At 41.8% G+C, this 17,380-nt stretch carries 16 protein-coding genes and 1 other RNA gene; 11 read left to right on the top strand and 6 right to left on the bottom strand.

The annotated features are described in order from the left end of the window. Positions 1-852 precede the first annotated feature (852 nt). On the top strand, positions 853-1,830 hold the full coding sequence (locus tag ACM0OP_RS11505) for a sucrase ferredoxin (RefSeq protein WP_414528539.1): 978 nt from the start codon (positions 853-855) through the stop codon (positions 1,828-1,830). A gap of 76 nt (positions 1,831-1,906) precedes the next feature. On the opposite strand, the gene ACM0OP_RS11500 is transcribed toward ACM0OP_RS11505, so the two are convergent. From ACM0OP_RS11500 to ACM0OP_RS11490, 3 genes are all read right to left on the bottom strand, one after another. Further along, positions 1,907-3,787: an ABC transporter ATP-binding protein gene (locus tag ACM0OP_RS11500; protein WP_414528549.1), complete on the bottom strand. Its 1,881-nt coding sequence runs from the start codon at positions 3,785-3,787 to the stop codon at positions 1,907-1,909. Between the two features lie 75 nt (positions 3,788-3,862). Beyond that, on the bottom strand, positions 3,863-5,260 hold the full coding sequence (locus tag ACM0OP_RS11495; RefSeq protein ID WP_414528538.1) for a glycoside hydrolase 100 family protein: 1,398 nt from the start codon (positions 5,258-5,260) through the stop codon (positions 3,863-3,865). Between the two features lie 110 nt (positions 5,261-5,370). Beyond that, positions 5,371-5,931, bottom strand: coding sequence for a 2'-5' RNA ligase family protein (locus ACM0OP_RS11490; RefSeq protein ID WP_414528537.1), 561 nt, complete (start codon positions 5,929-5,931; stop codon positions 5,371-5,373). A 41-nt stretch (positions 5,932-5,972) separates the two neighbouring features. Here ACM0OP_RS11490 and ACM0OP_RS11485 point away from each other — a divergent pair, with 41 nt between their 5' ends. From ACM0OP_RS11485 to queF, 8 genes are all read left to right on the top strand, one after another. After that, a complete protein-coding gene (locus tag ACM0OP_RS11485; RefSeq protein WP_414528536.1) occupies positions 5,973-6,569 on the top strand; it encodes an aromatic-ring-hydroxylating dioxygenase subunit beta in 597 nt (198 codons plus the stop codon). Positions 6,570-6,695: 126 nt separating this feature from the next. Beyond that, positions 6,696-8,021 carry an aromatic ring-hydroxylating oxygenase subunit alpha gene (locus ACM0OP_RS11480; protein WP_414528535.1) on the top strand — a complete coding sequence of 442 codons (1,326 nt, stop codon included), beginning with the start codon at positions 6,696-6,698 and terminating at the stop codon, positions 8,019-8,021. A gap of 153 nt (positions 8,022-8,174) precedes the next feature. Continuing rightward, on the top strand, positions 8,175-9,665 hold the full coding sequence (locus ACM0OP_RS11475; protein WP_414528534.1) for a glutamine synthetase family protein: 1,491 nt from the start codon (positions 8,175-8,177) through the stop codon (positions 9,663-9,665). A 41-nt stretch (positions 9,666-9,706) separates the two neighbouring features. Further along, positions 9,707-9,973 carry a YciI family protein gene (locus tag ACM0OP_RS11470; RefSeq protein ID WP_414528533.1) on the top strand — a complete coding sequence of 89 codons (267 nt, stop codon included), beginning with the start codon at positions 9,707-9,709 and terminating at the stop codon, positions 9,971-9,973. A gap of 37 nt (positions 9,974-10,010) precedes the next feature. Continuing rightward, positions 10,011-10,107: signal recognition particle sRNA small type (ffs, locus tag ACM0OP_RS11465), an RNA gene on the top strand. Between the two features lie 26 nt (positions 10,108-10,133). Then, positions 10,134-10,523 (top strand): phasin family protein, encoded by a 390-nt coding sequence (locus ACM0OP_RS11460; RefSeq protein ID WP_414528532.1) that lies wholly within the window; start codon positions 10,134-10,136, stop codon positions 10,521-10,523. Between the two features lie 128 nt (positions 10,524-10,651). Then, positions 10,652-11,035: a hypothetical protein gene (locus tag ACM0OP_RS11455; RefSeq protein WP_414528531.1), complete on the top strand. Its 384-nt coding sequence runs from the start codon at positions 10,652-10,654 to the stop codon at positions 11,033-11,035. Positions 11,036-11,056: 21 nt separating this feature from the next. After that, positions 11,057-11,449 carry a preQ(1) synthase gene (gene queF, locus ACM0OP_RS11450; RefSeq protein ID WP_414528530.1) on the top strand — a complete coding sequence of 131 codons (393 nt, stop codon included), beginning with the start codon at positions 11,057-11,059 and terminating at the stop codon, positions 11,447-11,449. A gap of 21 nt (positions 11,450-11,470) precedes the next feature. Here the strand turns inward: queF and ACM0OP_RS11445 are convergent, their stop codons facing one another. Together ACM0OP_RS11445 and ACM0OP_RS11440 are read right to left on the bottom strand one after the other, a co-directional pair. Then, complete coding sequence (locus ACM0OP_RS11445; protein WP_414528529.1) at positions 11,471-12,844, bottom strand: cytochrome c biogenesis protein; 1,374 nt, start codon at positions 12,842-12,844, stop codon at positions 11,471-11,473. 3 nt (positions 12,845-12,847) lie between these two features. After that, entirely contained in the window at positions 12,848-13,588 is a 741-nt protein-coding gene (locus ACM0OP_RS11440; RefSeq protein ID WP_414528528.1) for a cytochrome c biogenesis protein CcdA, read from the bottom strand. Positions 13,589-14,058: 470 nt separating this feature from the next. Between ACM0OP_RS11440 and ACM0OP_RS11435 the strand changes: the two genes are divergently transcribed. Further along, positions 14,059-15,234 carry a DNA double-strand break repair nuclease NurA gene (locus tag ACM0OP_RS11435; protein WP_414528527.1) on the top strand — a complete coding sequence of 392 codons (1,176 nt, stop codon included), beginning with the start codon at positions 14,059-14,061 and terminating at the stop codon, positions 15,232-15,234. 114 nt (positions 15,235-15,348) lie between these two features. After that, positions 15,349-16,308, top strand: coding sequence for a DNA polymerase III subunit delta' (gene holB / locus ACM0OP_RS11430; RefSeq protein ID WP_414528526.1), 960 nt, complete (start codon positions 15,349-15,351; stop codon positions 16,306-16,308). A 154-nt stretch (positions 16,309-16,462) separates the two neighbouring features. Here the strand turns inward: holB and ACM0OP_RS11425 are convergent, their stop codons facing one another. Next, a complete protein-coding gene (locus ACM0OP_RS11425) occupies positions 16,463-17,206 on the bottom strand; it encodes a response regulator transcription factor (RefSeq protein WP_414528525.1) in 744 nt (247 codons plus the stop codon). Positions 17,207-17,380 lie beyond the last annotated feature (174 nt).

Raw genomic sequence — 17,380 nt, 5'->3', positions numbered from 1 at the left:
AATGTAATCTGGTGTTATTTGAAATTAAATTCTGTACCTTAAAAGACTATATATATATATTATTGAAACATTCAATACTTTTTGGCTGAAATTGAATGTTAATTAGCTTAAAATAGTATTGAAGATATCAAGTCAATAAAACTTTACTCAAGTAATTTAGATAAAAAAACTTGTGTTTTTGCTGTAATTAAGTTAGATTTAAAATGTTGATTTCAAAAAAATTAGATATGTTCAGCTGTCATTAGATTAAATCAGGGTAAGTAAATAATATAACACTGATATTCTATTCAGCATAAATACACCAATCTAATTCATCTACCGAAGGTAAGATTACTTTCAGACTGATGTTTTATTTTTTACCTAACAATTGAGAATTTTTTGCAATTATGTTTTATTTTTTTGATATATTAAAGGTAAGGAGTCTCATAGCAGCCTTAAACACCTATGGGAGTAACATAGCCCTTTTCACAGACGATAACAGTCAAAAACCATTATTTTCCCAGCTTCCCACCCTATTACATTTCACCATAGCCACCGATGAAGATATTCCACAGTGGAAAAAAGTTGATTTTCACCAAGCAAAATTTTTTGTTCCACCGGATAAAGAACAATACAAAATGAAGTTTAAAATCAGTGCAATATCTATCTTGAGATCAATGAATTGTAATCTAGAGATTTTCTTAATCAGAAAGAGGTTGATAAAAACCAGTGCTATAAAGTGGCTACCTGCTTTTTACGAATAAATGCAGATTATTCTTGTTTATTGCTCAGTTGGGAAATATCGTAGCCAAAATTACATGACTTTTTCTTCATAGGCTGTTGTCCATAAAATTCACTAATGAGTAAAATTCGATGAATACTTTTTTTTGTTCTGACCATGCACGAGAAGTAGGAGAAGATATTATTAGTAGTGCAGCAAATTACGAAACATATATTTTAGTAGAATGTCCTCAACCCTGGACTTATGATGCATTTCAATCTAAATGGGTACCAAATAATTTAAAGATTTTAGTAGAGGAAGTCCGACGGGCAAAATTACCTGTTAGATTTTTATTAATTTGTAATCATTATTCCCATAAAGTAGATTACAGCACCCTGTTGATTTATCAAAAACAAGAAAGTTTAAGTAGTGGATACCAAAAATATGAGTTTAAATTACCACATATTGAAGAAGTAGCTGCGGTAGTAAAAAAATATTTGTGGGGTAAAATACCTGAGTACGAAATAGAGACAAATACCACCAGAGATATTTTAGTCTGTACCCACGGTAGCCACGATCAATGTTGTGCTAGATATGGTAGTCCTTTTTATTTCCAAGCTAGGGAAACTATTACGGATTTGGGATTGGATCATGTCCGGATTTGGAAATCAAGCCATTTTGGTGGACATCGATTTGCACCAACCGCCATAGATTTACCCGATGGGAGATATTATGGTGTGCTTAATCAAGAATCCTTTAAATCAATTTTAACCCGTACAGGCGATATACAATCTCTCCGCCAAGTATATAGAGGCTGGGGAATCCTACCCACGGCGGTGCAAATATTAGAAAGAGAACTGATGCTACACCACGGATGGAATTGGTTTAATTACAAAGTGGCGGGAAAAATCATTCAGCAAAGTTTAGATAACAATACAATATTAGCCGAGTTAAGTTTTGAAGACACATCTGATTCAGTATTTATTTACCAAGCCAAACTGATCAAAGACACTACAAGAACACTTGAAATAAAAGGTTCTTGCAATGCCAAAGAAAATTCTGTATTTGTCAAATATGCAGTAGATAGTATTAGCCTAGTTTGTGAAAAAGTAGTAACTTGTACTAATTAAAAAGCTGAATCATCGCAAAAAACCTCAGCGACACTTAGCGTTACCTTAGCGCCCCTCTGCGTTTAATAGCTGCTACTCAAGAACCCAGCATTTGCAAATTATGTAAAGTAGCATAGAGTCCTTCAGCTTGTAACAACTGATCATGGCTACCTTGTTCTATTAATTCACCTCGTTTCAACACAAAAATTCGATTGACATTGCGAATAGTAGACAAGCGGTGAGCAATAATAATGGCAGTACGTCTGATTAACAGTTGGTTTAAAGCCTCTTGGACTAAAGTTTCTGTATTCACATCTAAACTAGCAGTAGCTTCATCCAATACCAAAATCTGCGGGTTACGAATGGCGGCGCGCGCAAAGGCTAAAAGTTGCTTTTGACCACTAGAAATATTTGTACCCCGTTGTCGCAGTTGAGTATCATAACCTTGGGGTAATTCGGCAATAAATTGGTCAACATTGGTTTTAGTTGCAGCTTGTTGAATTTGTTCTAGGGTGTAATCGTCTCCTAAAGTAATGTTAGTTTTGACATCACCAGCGAACAAAAAGCCTTCTTGTAAAATTACTGCCATATACCGCCGTAAGTCTGTTTGGGGTAACTCCCGGATATCTATACCATCTACTAAGATGCGTCCTTTTGTGGGTTCATAAAGGCGGCATAAGAGGCGAATAATGGAACTTTTGCCAGCACCTGTGGGGCCAACTAAGGCGATTTTTTCACCAGGATGAATTACAAAGTCGAGGTCTTTAATGACGTAATCATCGTCTTTGTAGGCAAACCAGACGTGTTCAAAGCGAATTTCTCCCAATTCTGGGGTAGGAGTAAATTCTTGGGATTCCATATTACTAGTTATCTGGTCTATGTAGCTGACACCAGAATCATTTGTGGAAAGGCGCTGATTACTACCATCGCGGATTTCTATGGGTTCATCTAAAAGGCTGGTAATGCGTTCAATGGATGTAAAACCAGCTTGAATGACGGTGAATTTTTCGGCAAAATCTCTTAAAGGATCAAATAATCGCTGGGCATATAAGATAAATGCAGCTAGTACGCCAAAGGTGAGGGTGTCTCCTAAAAGTAACCAACCACCTAATAATAATACTCCGGCGATCGCCACTAGTCCAATCCATTCTAAGGTGGCGGAAACAGCCGAATCATAAAAGATGGTTTGATCTACTTGTTTAGTGTAGCTTTGGTTAGCTTCGTAAAATAATTCGGCATTAACTTTTTCCCGTCGGAACAACTGTACTATATTAACCCCAACTACATTTTCTTGTAACTGGGAATTTAAAGTAGAAAGTCCTTCCCGTGCTTTGGAATTGGCTTGGCGGTACTGTTGCTGAAAGTAAATCACTAAGCAGGTAATTGGTACCAGCATCAGCAGCAGCAAGCAAGCTAGTTTCCACTCAATGGAAAACATGATACCGATCATCACCAACATGGTCAATATATTGGAAATAATGCCAATAGCCCCAGTGGAAAAGACATCCCCCAACATTTCGACATCGCTGGTGAGTCGAGTAATTAACTTACCTATGGGTGTGCGGTCAAAGAAACGTACTGCTAAAGATGTCGTATGATCGAATAAATCTTGGCGAATTGCGGCGGTGATTTTTTGTCCTAGTTTCTGTAGTAGATAACCCTGAAAACCTGTTAATGCCAGTCTGATCACTATAGAAATTAGCAGCAAGACTTGTAATATATTTAACCCTTGCCATAGGGGGCGATCGCGCAGAAACTGATATGTGCTGGGTTCATTACGAATTAGAGAAATTACCTGTCCAATTAACAGTGGTTGGATGGCGTTGGCTAATGCGATGGGTATTAGTAGTACCATTGCCAGTGTCAACAGTTTGCTACTGCGACGGGCATAAGGCCATAGTCGTAAAAATAACCGCCAGTCACTGTTATTCGTGCGGTTATCTGAGTCGGATTTGTTGAAAGTTTGGTAGCTGCTCATGTAGAGCATTATATTCAGTTTTGCAATGGGAAAAACACGTTTTTTTTTCAGTAGCAATGTCTGGAGTCGGTTAGTTCACAGAGTACAACCCAAACTATCGCTAATTTCCGCAAAACTGATGAGTTCTATGTACTCAGGGTTAGCCATGAATTGTTTGGCAGTGAGTAAACCGGCGATACTCCAAGTTTGATACAATCGAGCTTCTCTGCCAATGAGACGACCATTTTTCCCGTCGTAATATTCTGGATATTTATCGGCTATTAAACGGCTTTCGACGACGGCGATCGCCTTTTGCGCTAGTTCTGGACGACCAACTTTTTGAGCAGCGGCCACAAATAACCAGAGTAACACTGGCCAATTACCACCATTATGATAAGACCAAGCGGTATTTTTGGGGTCACAGCCAGTAGTCATACGCCATTCTAAACCTTCTAAAGCCGGGTAGCAAATTTTCACAGGCATATAACCCATTAAATCGTGCCAACGTGCCACAAATAAATTCATTATCCTTGCTGATTCCCCCTCACTGGCTAAGGAAGCTAAAATCGCCATGAGATTTCCCAAAGCAAAAAAGCGAAAATCCATCCTTCCAGGGCCAAGATTCCCGGCTAAATAGCCGCCCTCTTCCGGTAGCCACTCGGTTAACCAATGGGGAATTGATTCTGCATAGATGTTGAACTTGTTAGCAACTTCTTTCCCAAATTCGTCACCCTTATAGCGATAAATTTCGCTCAATCGTTGCAAATCTATCCAGTAATAGTTGCGGACGTGATACTTTAATGCCCCCAATCGCCCATTTACCTTATTTATGTAAGTATCATTATCTGGTAAGAGTAACTGACGGGCAGCAATGAGGGAGGCATAAAATAATACTTGAATTTCCAGTGGATGTTCGTAGACTCCCATGCGGCGATCAATCATAAACGCGCCATCGGGGACTAACATTGTCGGGTACATGGAAAACCGATGTACTAAACACAAATCCAAAATCAATTTGATGCCGGCTTGAAATTCTGGCTGACGCGCCAATTCTGCGTCCCCTGTAGATTTTTCATAAGCCCGGAGGAGGATCAGCCACCACATACAAGAGTCTATGGGAGGAACGCGCGCGATCGCCTGTTCTCCAAAATCAGCTACTAAAAACTCCTTATCACCATCATGTTCTACTTTAAAACTAGCAGGCATCAATCCTGCACCGGGTTCAAAGCAGTCCATTTGCTTTTCATGACTTTGTAATTTCAGTGTTTCTACTAAGAAGTTGCGGACAATTTCTGGTTTACCCGCCATCAAGAACACCAAAGCCGAAGAGACAAAATCACGGAAAAAGCACTGATCATAATTAAGTGCTTTTAAATCTGGATCTTGGGCGGCGACAGTACCAACGGGTTTACCTTTGTAGTAGATAATCGATTCTTCTAGCAATTTCCAGGCTTGTGTATCTAGAGAGTCGTTATTTTCAGTTGCGCGAGTCATAATAATTCAGGCCGAAAAATTGCTATTGCTTCCCATCAGCAGAAGATATGCAGAGTTGAGGGGAATTGTTTGGGGCTAAGATGCGATCGCATTTCTTAACCAGCATATCACTACAATAATTCCTCAAGGTGGCGGCAGAAAGCAAAGTGGGATTTAATATTCCAGCGTGTACCGTCATGTTGCAGTAGAGTTAAATGTTCCGCAGTAAAATCAAAATTTAAAGAACGGTGGACAAATTCCGCCCAAGCAGCCCGAAAATTCCCCTTTGTTAAATCCCGAAACGCAACTGTCAAATGGGGATTAAAGGGGCGAGTCTGTGATGTTTGATCCACAATACCTAAATTACTGTTAATATCAGCCATTAAATCAGCTTGCAACCTTAAAAGTGCTTGACTTTTAACTACATTTATGTATATAACACGGGGCGGAAAGGTGGCGTAACCCTGGAGTGTAATTGGTATTGGCTGTTGTCTGCGAGCAAATTCTTGGGTGAATGCTTCTAACTGGGAAACTTCAGCATCTGACCATTCAAAGGGCGGTTGCAAGGTAATGTGAGGCGGTGACTTTTGTGCGCCATAACTAGCATAATGATCAGCAAAGTGCTGTTTAATTTCGTTAGCGTAGTCCTGAATATGCTCTGGTGGTATCAGGGCGATGAAAAAACGGCTCATAATGATAAATATTATACATATAGCAGTTTTGGAGGTGAGTTTTGTCAGTTAATCCAGAGAAAAACCCTAGAAATTCACAATACTCTGATTATGTAGATGAAATTTTTTATAGTGAACTAATTGAGGGACTTCATAACTGGGAAGACGAAGATAAACCAGTTAATCAATCAATACAGTCAGAATGTCAAGCATTACTGTTTCGGGAAGCACGCTTGCTGGATGCAGCAAAATTTGATGATTGGTTGAGCCTATTTACTAATAATTGCCTTTATTGGATTCCCAGCATTCCTGGTGGTGGCGACCCCAAAACAGAAGTATCAATTGCTTTTGATGACCACAGACGTTTAGAAGACAGAGTGTTTTGGTTACAATGTGGTTTTGCTCATGCCCAAATACCACGTTCACGGACTAATAGAATAATTAGCAATATAGAAATATTTTCATGTACTAGAAAACAAGAAGTGAAAATTTACTCTAACTTTATCATTCACGCATTTCGCCAAGGCCAGACACAAATTTTGGCTGGATGCTACAGACATAGACTACAACAGCAGGATGGTAAATGGAAAATAGCTCTTAAGCAGGTGAATTTGATTAATGGAGATCAAGGTCATGAAAACCTGAGCTTCTTGCTTTAAGGGAACAGGGAACAGCAAATTTCCTAACTACCTTGGCGGTTGCTATAGTTTACGTCCTAATCTTGATGGCTATAGCTATCTTTGGTAGCAAAACTATAAAATCAGTATTTCTGGAAAAAGCTCACCATGAACCATAGAAACAGTGAAGCCAAGGAAGTTTATGACTGGGATTATCTAGTTCAGCCGCAGCGAGTGCATCGCTTAGTTTATACAGATATCGGAATTTTCCAAGAAGAAATGATGCGGATTTTTGGGGGAACTTGGGTTTACTTAGCTCATGAAAGCGAAATTCCTCAACCCAACGATTTTAAGACATCTCAATTAGGGCATCGCCCAATTATTATTTTACGCGATCGCCAGGGAAAAATTCGCGCTTTATTTAATCGCTGTAGCCACAGAGGTGCAACAGTTTGTCGTGAAGCTCGTGGCTGTAAAACAAGTTTCACCTGTCCTTATCATGGTTGGACTTATAGCAACACAGGGCAACTCAAAGGTGTACCGTGGGCAAAAGGGTATGGCGCTGACTTCCAGCATTCAGAATTTAACTTAGGGCAAATTCCCAGGGTAGACAGCTATCGGGGTTTTATATTTGGTACTTTAAATTGCGCCGCACCAGATTTACTGACTTATCTAGGAAGAGCAAAAGATTTATTAGATCAGTGGATTGATCGATTTCCCAACGCCAAAATCACTGTCCAGAGTAGCGCCCATAAAATGATTTATCAAGCTAACTGGAAATTTAGCTACGATAACGCAGCTGATGGTTATCATGTGGCCTTCTCACACCGTTCTTTGCTGGCTGTAGCTAATCGTGGAGAATCAGCAAAAGATATGCAATATTTCACCCACAATCCCGATGAGGAACCAATGTATGTACAGTACCTTGGTCATGGGCATATGTTCATCGATCAGCGCCCCAGTTATACCAAAAAACCTGGTGCTTACTGGCAACAACAGCGCCCCCAACCTGGACGGGAAGCCTATGAAGCCAAGATTCGAGAGCAGTGGGGTGAGCAGGCAGATTATTGGTTAGATTTGTCTGTTGGTTCCCAAATGAATTTAACTATTTTTCCCAATTTGCTGATTATGGGTAATCAAATTCAGGTAATTGAACCCCTAGCTGTTGATCGCACTCAAGTGACGATATATGCTACAACAATCTCTGGAGTACCAGATGAGGTTAATGTTCTGCGGATGAGAACTCAAGAAGACTTTCCCAGTTTTGGTATTCCCGATGATATGGTGAATTTTACTGAATGTCATCGGGGGTTAAGTATCCCGGAACTAGAATGGGTAGCGATCAATCGTGGAGTGGGAATGAGCGATCGCCATCATTTGGATGAAGATGGAGTATTAACCGGCCCTGTCACCGATGAGTTAGCAATTCGTGGTTATTACCAAGAGTGGAAGCGCCTCATGACAGCTAATTTAGAACTAACAGCACAAACATAGCACTACGCATACACGTCAGGAAATAAACTGATCATAAAAGTTAGACACTGAAAGACTTTTACCCCACTCCCACACTCCCCACACTCCCCACACCTCCCACTCCACACACTCCCCACTCCCCACTCCCCACTCCCCACTCCCCAGCTATACCAGATGAAAAGACCCGGATTTATTGAGCGTCATCACCTGTGGACAGAAAATCAAACAGAATTATCAGAACAGATCAAAGCTGTTGTGAAAGAACAGGATCTATTATTAATTCGTACTGCTTGGTCAGATCAGCATGGTATTCTTCGCAGTAAATCCCTCTTACCCCAAGCATTTTTTAATGCCTTGGAAAATGGAATGCAAATCAGCACAGGGACATTTTTATTTGATACTGGAGGTGCGCTGGTATTTAACCCTTTTGTTGCTAATAACAGTTTAGAAATACCCGAAATGAAGGGTGCGCCGAATATTATTGCTGTTCCTGACCCCCATACTTTCTACATTCTGCCTTGGGCAAAACGGACTGGTTTAATCCTTTGCGACCAATACTATCAAAATGGTCAGCCTATACCTCTGTCCAGTCGAAGTATTTTATGTCAATCTTTAGCAGACTTACAGCATAGAGGCTTAGATTATGTTGTGGGATTAGAAGTTGAGTGGTATTTAGCAAAGTTGGAAGATCCAATGTTAGCAATGGCCGATGTTGGTCATTCTGGAAAACCCGGTGAACCGCCAAAAGTGAGCGCCGTTGAACATAGCTTTCAATATCTGCTGGAATCACACAATCCAGAAATTCATGATTTACTGTGTATTCTGGCAGAAAACCTAGTGCAAATGGGACTGCCTTTAAGAAGTGTAGAAAACGAAGGTGGTATTGGTCAATTTGAATTTACCTTTGACCCGATTCCTGGATTGCAAGCTGCCGATACGATGACAGTATTTCGCATGGCCACGAAACAAATCTGTCGTCAACAAGGTTACATCGCCTCATTTATGTGTCGTCCAAAATTACAAGGTTGTTCTTCTAATGGCTGGCACTTGCACCAATCGTTGATCAACCGAACAACAGGTGAGAATGCTTTTATCTCTGCCAACTCAAATACGTTAATGTCAGATTTAGCCAAGCACTTCATGGGTGGGATTCTCAAACACGTCAATCCTACTTGTGTGTTCACAAACCCGACGATTAACGCCTATAAAAGATTTCGCCCCAATTCCTTGGCTCCTGACCGGGCCGGGTGGGGATGGGAAAACCGAGGCGCAATGATTAGATTCCAAGGTGGTTTTGATGACCCGAATACTCACATAGAAAACCGCATTGGTGAACCAGCTGCAAACCCCTATCTCTATATGGCATCACAATTGATTTGTGGGTTAGATGGTGTAGATTCTCAGCTTGACCCTGGTTCCCCCACAGAGGAACCTTATACTACAGAAAATCCCCCCTTCCCTTCCAATTTGCTAGAGGCGATTTCGTACTTGAGTCAAAGTGAACTTTTTGCCCAAAAAATGGGACAGCAATTCATTAACTTTATGATCAAGATGAAACAAAGTGAAATTAACCGTTTTTTAAAGGCTGTTGCTGACCAGTCTCCAGAGGAATATTCCCAGCGAGTAACTGACTGGGAGCAAAGAGAATATTTTGAATTATTTTGATCACAGCAACAATATAAACTTTAGCTAGAGGATGCTAGTAAATGCCTTTGTTCGTCAAAATTGAAGCGGGTAAAGTTGATAAAGCCATTTTTGATCAATACGTCCCCGCCCATAAAGCCTATGTTGAAGATTTAATTGCCAAAGGACACAAAGCCCGTAGCGGTTATTGGGCAGAAGCAAGGGGCGGAATGTTAATTTTTGAAGCGGCTTCTAGGGATGAAGCGGAAGCAATTGTCTCCCTTGACCCCTTGGTGCAGAATGGCTGTGTCAGTTATGAACTTTATGAATGGAAAATTATTGTGGAGTAAGACACAGTTACGGGCTTTTGGTGTTATACTGTTTTTAGACCTGGATCTACGCGACTTTAACGCCCAAATCTTGTCAGAACCGGAAGGTAGCAGCAATACGGGATGCTTATGGTAGGCGTAGTCTCCGGGTCGCCCTATTTTTTAGGAGCGGTCATCAAAAATGCCTGGTTTGGGAGATTTTGTTCAAAAAGCTTTTTACCTCGGTGTCGGGTTAGCTTCTTACGCAGGTGAGAAAGCAGGAGGGAAGTTGGGCGAACTGCGATCGCAAGTCCAAAAACTGGCAGATGAAATGGTGGCTAAGGGCGAAATGAACACCGAAGAAGCCCGCCGTTTCGTTGAAGATATGATGAAACAAGCTCAACAGCCAGATAAACCTGGTGAAACCCCAGATAAACCACCAGCATCTGAACCGCGCCGCATTGAAATTTTAGAAGATGATGAACCGGGAACTGTGAAAGATGCAGATACTCCCACAAATAATGTTTCTGATTTGCGCCAACAAGTGATAGAACTGCAAGAACAGTTAAAAAACTTACAAAAAGATGATTAATTAGGGGCATTTAGGCATAGCCTAATGTACCGAAACTTGCTATATATAGATTGCCAAGGATGTAGTATAGTGCGGCCAGGTTGATAGCACTAACCTTCCTGTTGAGATGGGATAAGGGCGTAGAATTTATGGAACAATGGCAAAAAGATTTAGCAGAAATGGTCGAAACTGTGACTGATGAAGTAGAACGTTTCTTCCTGGGAATGAGTGAAATGATAGATGTATTTTTTGAATTAACGGAAGAATTTTCAGAACAGGTACAAAATTCTATCGCTACTGACATTGAAGAGTATTTACAGGAACTGACTGATTCACATTTGGAATTGGAAGATGCGTTTGGAGATTTAGATATTGGTTTTCCTTACGGGGTAGAACCAACAGAGGAAAAGAATGCTGCTTGTATGGGTTGTCATCACTACCACGGTCAAGTCTATAGTGGTAATCTGTTAGTGTGTGGTATGCATCCTCACGGTTGGGATGATGATAGTTGTCCTGACTGGGAAGGGGTTTAATTCAATTATATTGAAACAAGTATGAGCAGTTCTTCTCCTGAAATGAAGTATGGTGAACGTGAGATTACTGAGGGTAAGTTAATTACTTTTCCTAATCCGCGTGTGGGTAGGCGATATGATGTGAGTATTTCTTTACCGGAATTTACTTGTAAGTGTCCTTTTTCTGGTTATCCGGATTTTGCGACGATTTATATCACTTATGTTCCTGATGAGCGGGTGGTGGAGTTAAAGGCTTTGAAGCTATATATTAATAGTTACCGCGATCGCTATATTTCTCATGAGGAATCTGCAAATCAAATTTTAGATGATTTTGTGGCTGCTTGTGATCCTTTGCAGGTGACGGTGAAGGCTGATTTTACTCCCCGTGGTAATGTGCATACTGTGGTGGAAGTGCGTCATCAGAAAGAGGTTTAAACGCAAAGGTACGCTGAGGTTTTATGTTTTTGCTTGGGAGGCGAGGGTGTCTAGGATTTGTAATATTTCTTGTTCAAATGCAACCTGGGCGCGGTTAGTCTTTCCTCCAATATACAGGCGATCGCCTGTTTTTAATGCCCAAATTTGGGAGTGGGTGAAGTAACTCATGGTTGCACCTAACATTAATAAGGCGAATCCTGTGTAAACTAATGGGATACCTGGGTCGGATTTAATTTGTAATCCGGTGCTACCAATGACATCAACGATTTTGAGGTTTACGCCATTGATTTCGGCTGACATTCCACTGCGGACTGTGTTGATTAGTTTACCTGCGGAATCATAAATTAATACCATTCCTTGCAAGTCTTTGGCGATGACGGAAACTCCTTCACTCAAATCGGGTTTGGTGGGTATCCAACTTCCCCAAATTCTTCCTTTACCGTTGGTGTCTAGGGAAGCCATCGGTAACTGAAATATGGGACTATTATTAAATTGGATCTGAATGGCGGAAATTCCCCAATCAGTTTGATAAAAGGTTACGCCATGATAACGCAGGGGTTGATTAACGAAAATCTTTTTATGGTCAACTTCTTCCCCTTGTTTATTCACAACTGACATATCTGAATAAAATTGGTCAATTCCTCCGGTGGGTGTGTAATCAATCCAAAAGCGATTCACCCGCACAGACCAATCTTTGAGGATTTGGAAATTTGCCCAGGGGCCAGCATCTATAATATTTTTTACTTGGAATGTATCACCACTGGAGATCATTTCTTGAGCCATAAATCCAGTCATCGCCCCTAAAATTCCCCCCAGGAGAATTGTGACAATCCCGACATGGACTATTATGGGACCGATACGTCCAACTATTCCCTTGCGCGCGTAAAGAATATGATCTTTTTCTGGTGCTGGAAATATCTGATAACGACGATTTTGTAAGATTTCGTTTAAAGAGTTGAGGGAACCGCTATCTAATTCTGCACTCAAGGCTAATTTTTGGAATTGTCGCGGTTCTTCGTAATATTTCCAGCGCTGGGCGGTTTTTAAGGCTGGTAACTGACGGGTGAATGTACAAGCTGTGAGACTAGTACCAAATAAAATCAGTAAGCCGAGAAACCACCAAGTACGATATACATGGTCTAATCCCACTACTTGAATGACTTTCCAAGTGAGGAAACCAAATAAAGCTGGACTTTCGGGGTAGTTAGATTGATAATATGCAGGTGACTGGCCTTGTTCAATTACTGTGCCGCTAATGCTAAAGAGGGCGATGATTAATAATAGTGCGATCGCCAGTCGTAAATTAGTTAGTACAGGTAAAATCTCCCTGCGTAAAAATCGCCCAGGTAATGACCACCAAGTGGATGCTGTGGATGCTGAATTTTCTACAGTCATGGCTTAAAAACTTCCCAAGGGGAATCGAGAAAGTAAGGAAAATACACCAAAGGCGACCAATAACACACCACTAACAGGATTAATCCAACCAGACCAGCGCCGCAGTTCTAGCAGCTTTTTAATGGAAGCGGTAAAAGTCCCAGCTAAAATCAGAGGTGCTACATACCCCGCCGTATAGGATAGTAACAAAATCGCGCCCAAAATTAAATCTTGTGTACTGGCAACCCAACCCAGTAAACTAGCTAGAACCGGGGTACTACAAGGAGAAGCCACTAAGCCGAAAGTTAAACCCAGGGAATAAGAACGCACACCAGGCGGTAAGTCTGCGGAAATCCAATTAGTTTCACCCAGGGAAGGAAATTGTATAGGTAGGGCTTCGAGTAAGTTTAGCCCCATGAGAATAGCGATAATACTGACGATAATAGGTAAGCCGATGCCCACTTGACCATAGACTTTACCCACAAAAGCTGCTATAATTCCCAGACCTGCGAGGGTAGTTGCTAAACCTAAAGCAAACCATGTAGACTGGGCTGCTGCTTGCAAGCGCCCTTTGGCTTCATAACCCCCAATGTAACCAATGGTAATTGGTAGCATGGACAGCATACAAGGGGTAAGACTAGTGAGTAAACCAGCTGTAAAAATGATGCCAATACTAAGTAAACTGAGGTGTGTGAGTTGCTGGGATACTAAGGTGTTGGCAAATTGTTCTAGTTCGTAAAGTCTTGTTTCTATAGTCTCCAGCATGGCATATTTTTAAGCGGCAAATGCTTGTGATATTAGCATTCTAGCTTATTTATGAGGGATGTTTATCGGCTCATAGCCATTGAATTTTGCTTTTCACCCTAGTTCAGTAGCTATGGTGTACACACAAGTCGGTAAATTCTCTGCTGTGTCATAAGACCCCACCCCTAACCCCTCCTCCTTCGGATTCACCAGTCGCCTACGGTGGGAAACCCGCCTACAGCGCTGGTTCACCGCAAGCGAGGAGGGGAACTGGATTTCCGGTTCAATCTTATTTTTAGGTCTGGAAACCCTTTCTGGATAAGGATGTGTATACACCAGTTCATTAGGGGGTAAGGAAAAGGCTTTATATGTTGTACTAAGATTTTCAGTATATATTAGGACTAATATTTGATTTCTCAACCACTCTAAAAGTTTTTTCCCACACCTCCCACACTCCCCACACTCCCCACTCCCCACTCCCCACTCCCCTTATGCTTGATTTGACAAAATTAGCCAGACAAATGCAGGGTTTAAGTCAGCATCTGAGTTTAGAAGCAGCTGCTAGTCGCCAGCGCTTAGAATTAGCCCAACAACATCTGCAACAGGCTTATCAGCGTCAAAAAGATTTAATTGATACTCAGGAACAATGGCGCGATCGCATTCTCTTTGCTAATGCTACACCCATAGAACCACTAGAAACCTGCATTGATATTCCCGTACCGCCGAAAGTGCATACAGTCATTGCTACCGACGGTTCCCAAATTGCGCCCAATCATCATGAAATCGCCTATTGCTATCTTTTGAATATCGGTAGAGTTGTTTTACACTACGGTCAAAATCGCCAACCCTTGTTAGATAGTTTACCAGAGGTATTTTATCGCCCAGAAGATTTATATGTGTCTCGCCAGTGGGGAATTAAAACGGAGGAATGGATGGGTTATCGCCGTACTGCATCGGAAACCACAGTTTTAGCTGAATTAGCTTGTGCAGCAAAAGGAGAAGCCCCAGCTTTAGCAATGGTGGATGGTTCTTTAATTTACTGGTTTTTAGAACAGTTACCCTTAGAGGCGCGCGATCGCATTTTACCCCCAATTCTAGAAGCATGGCAACAGTTACAACAAGCAAAAATTCCCCTCATGGGATATCTCAGCGCCTCACGCAACATCGATTGTACCAACTTTTTACGGTTATTAGCCTGTCCCCATCCCGCCCCCGATTGTCGCAGTCATTGTCCAGACCAACTAGAAAAAGTACCTTGTAAACTATTTGACACCTTACGCGATACGACCCTTTGGGGAAGCCAACTAAAACCAGGACAAAGGGGTCCACTGTGGCGGAGTAATAACCGGATTTTAGAACTCTATGAACAGCAAATCATTTACTTTTGTCATGTCCATGTAGGTAGTGAAATTGCGCGCATTGAAGTACCTGCCTGGGTAGCGGATAATACAGATATTTTAAACCAAGCCCTGGGATTAATGCTGGCACAGGTGCAAAAAGGCTATGGTTATCCTGTGGCGATCGCAGAAGCCCATAATCAAGCAGTAGTTAGAGGTGGCGATCGCACTCGATTCTTTGCCCTGTTAGAAAGACAAATGATTAAAGCCGGGTTGAAAAATGTGGGAACGTCTTACAAAGAAACCAGAAAACGCGGCAGTATTGCTTAATTATAGCAGGGGGCAGGGAGCAGGCTTGCCCTGAGCGCAGTCGAAGGGGGGATAAAGAACAAATATGGTCTGATGAAATGGGACAATTTATTTTCTGAAAATCCCTAATGAGTAATGACAATTGATCCATTTGCGCCACTTTCAGGACAGTCACAAGCCGTAGAATTACTGACTCAAGCTGTTAAACAAAACCGAGTCGCCCCAGCTTATTTATTTGTGGGTATAGATGGTGTGGGTAAAACTTTAGCCGCACGGTGTTTTGTAGAATTGTTATTTTCAGCCCAGACACGGAATATCAACTCATTACACAGTCGTTTGCGTCAAGGGAATCATCCTGATTTGTTGTGGGTACAGCCGACATACCAACACGAGGGAAAACGACTCACAGTCGTAGAAGCAGCTGAGAAAAAACTCAAGCGCAAAGCACCCCCTGTAATTAGGTTAGAGCAGATTCGGGAAATTACCGAGTTTCTCGGCCGTCCGCCCTTAGAATCAGGAAGAAATGTGGTAGTGCTAGAGTCAGCCGAAACAATGGCAGAATCAGCCGCTAATGCGTTGCTAAAGACTTTGGAAGAACCAGGACAGGCGACCTTAATTTTGATTGCACCATCTCCTGAGTCAGTTTTACCCACTTTAGTGTCACGCTGTCAACGGATTCCTTTTTATCGTTTAGATACACAATCTTTAACTCAGGTACTTACCCAAACAGGACATGAGGAAATTTTGCAGCATCAGCCAGTGTTAAATATAGCAGCTGGTAGCCCAGGCAGTGCGATCGCATCCTATAAACAACTACAGATTATTCCTGACACCTTAATCCAAGATGTCACCAAAGCCCCTACATCCTACCGCCAAGCCTTAGAGTTAGCCAAAAAAATTGCCCAAGAATTAGATACAGAAGCACAACTATGGTTAGTCGATTATCTAGAACAATCCTACTGGCAACAGTGGCATCAACCAGAAATTATCCACAAACTAGAACAAGCCCGTAAATCCTTACTGTGTTACGCCCAACCGCGCCTAGTTTGGGAATGCACACTCATGGCACTGTTCCAGCATAGAAGAGCCTTTTGACCAAACTGTACTCTGGAGGGTGGCTTCTCGTAGAGTAGAAGCCGAACCCTAGTGTACGTAGCGAGTCAAAGTACAGATGTGTCAATCATCAGAGTGCCGTTTTGCGTAGAGAAGGCGAGATGACCTCACATATCCCTGAAATCCCTGAAAAATTTCACTCAATCACTGATGCAGAAGCCCCCTCATTAGATTGAGGTAAGCCAGGTAACTCTAAACAATATCCCGCACCATAGACAGTTTTGATATAGCGGGGGTGACGGGGGTCTGGTTCCAACTTAGTTCTCAAGTGGCGGATATGGACTCGAATAGTTTCAATGTCATCATCTGGATCATAGCCCCAAACTTCTCGCAGAATTTCGCTAGGAGAAACTGTCTGACCGTGGCGTTGCAGTAAACAGTGGAGTAACTCAAATTCCAGATGAGTTAATTTCACCGTTTCATTGAACCAGATAGCCTCAAATCTTTCGGGAACCAGAGTCAAATTCCCATAATTGAGAATTTCGCTGTGTTTTGCCGCTTGGGGAATCCGGTCAGTGCGCCGCAATAAAGCCCTTACCCGCGCCAAAAGCTCTTCCACCTCAAAAGGCTTGGTGAGGTAATCATCAGCGCCAGCATTGAAGCCTTCCACTTTATCCTGAGTTTGGCTTAAAGCCGTCAGCATCAACACCGGAATTTCTGCTGTGCGGTCATCGCGGCGTAGACGTTGGCAAACCGTAAAACCGTCTACTCTCGGCAACATCAAATCGAGCATAATCAAGTCAGGTTGTAGCTGGAGAGCCAGCGCTTGACCCTTAATGCCATCTTCAGCTTGGCTGACATCGTAACCAGCCATTTCCAAATTGACGGCAACAAGTTCTGAAATTGCCGCGTCATCGTCTATAACAAGAATCCTGGGCATTATTTAAAAAATTATTACTACTTAATTAAGGATAAATAAGAACCTTGGATAGATACAAAGATTTTCGTTTGGATTATTAAAAACATTTAAATGTAGCATAAAATTTGAAACTACAGGATGTGGAACCAAAACTAAAGTACCCTAAATCGCAGATATGTTGTGTTATTCTGCCTA

It is taken from the genome of Nodularia chucula CCY0103, from assembly GCF_963923915.1.
In the GTDB taxonomy this organism is placed as follows: Bacteria; Cyanobacteriota; Cyanobacteriia; order Cyanobacteriales; family Nostocaceae; genus Nodularia; species Nodularia chucula.
Note: the sequence above shows the minus strand (reverse complement) of the source record. Positions and strands in the feature narration are given on the sequence as shown.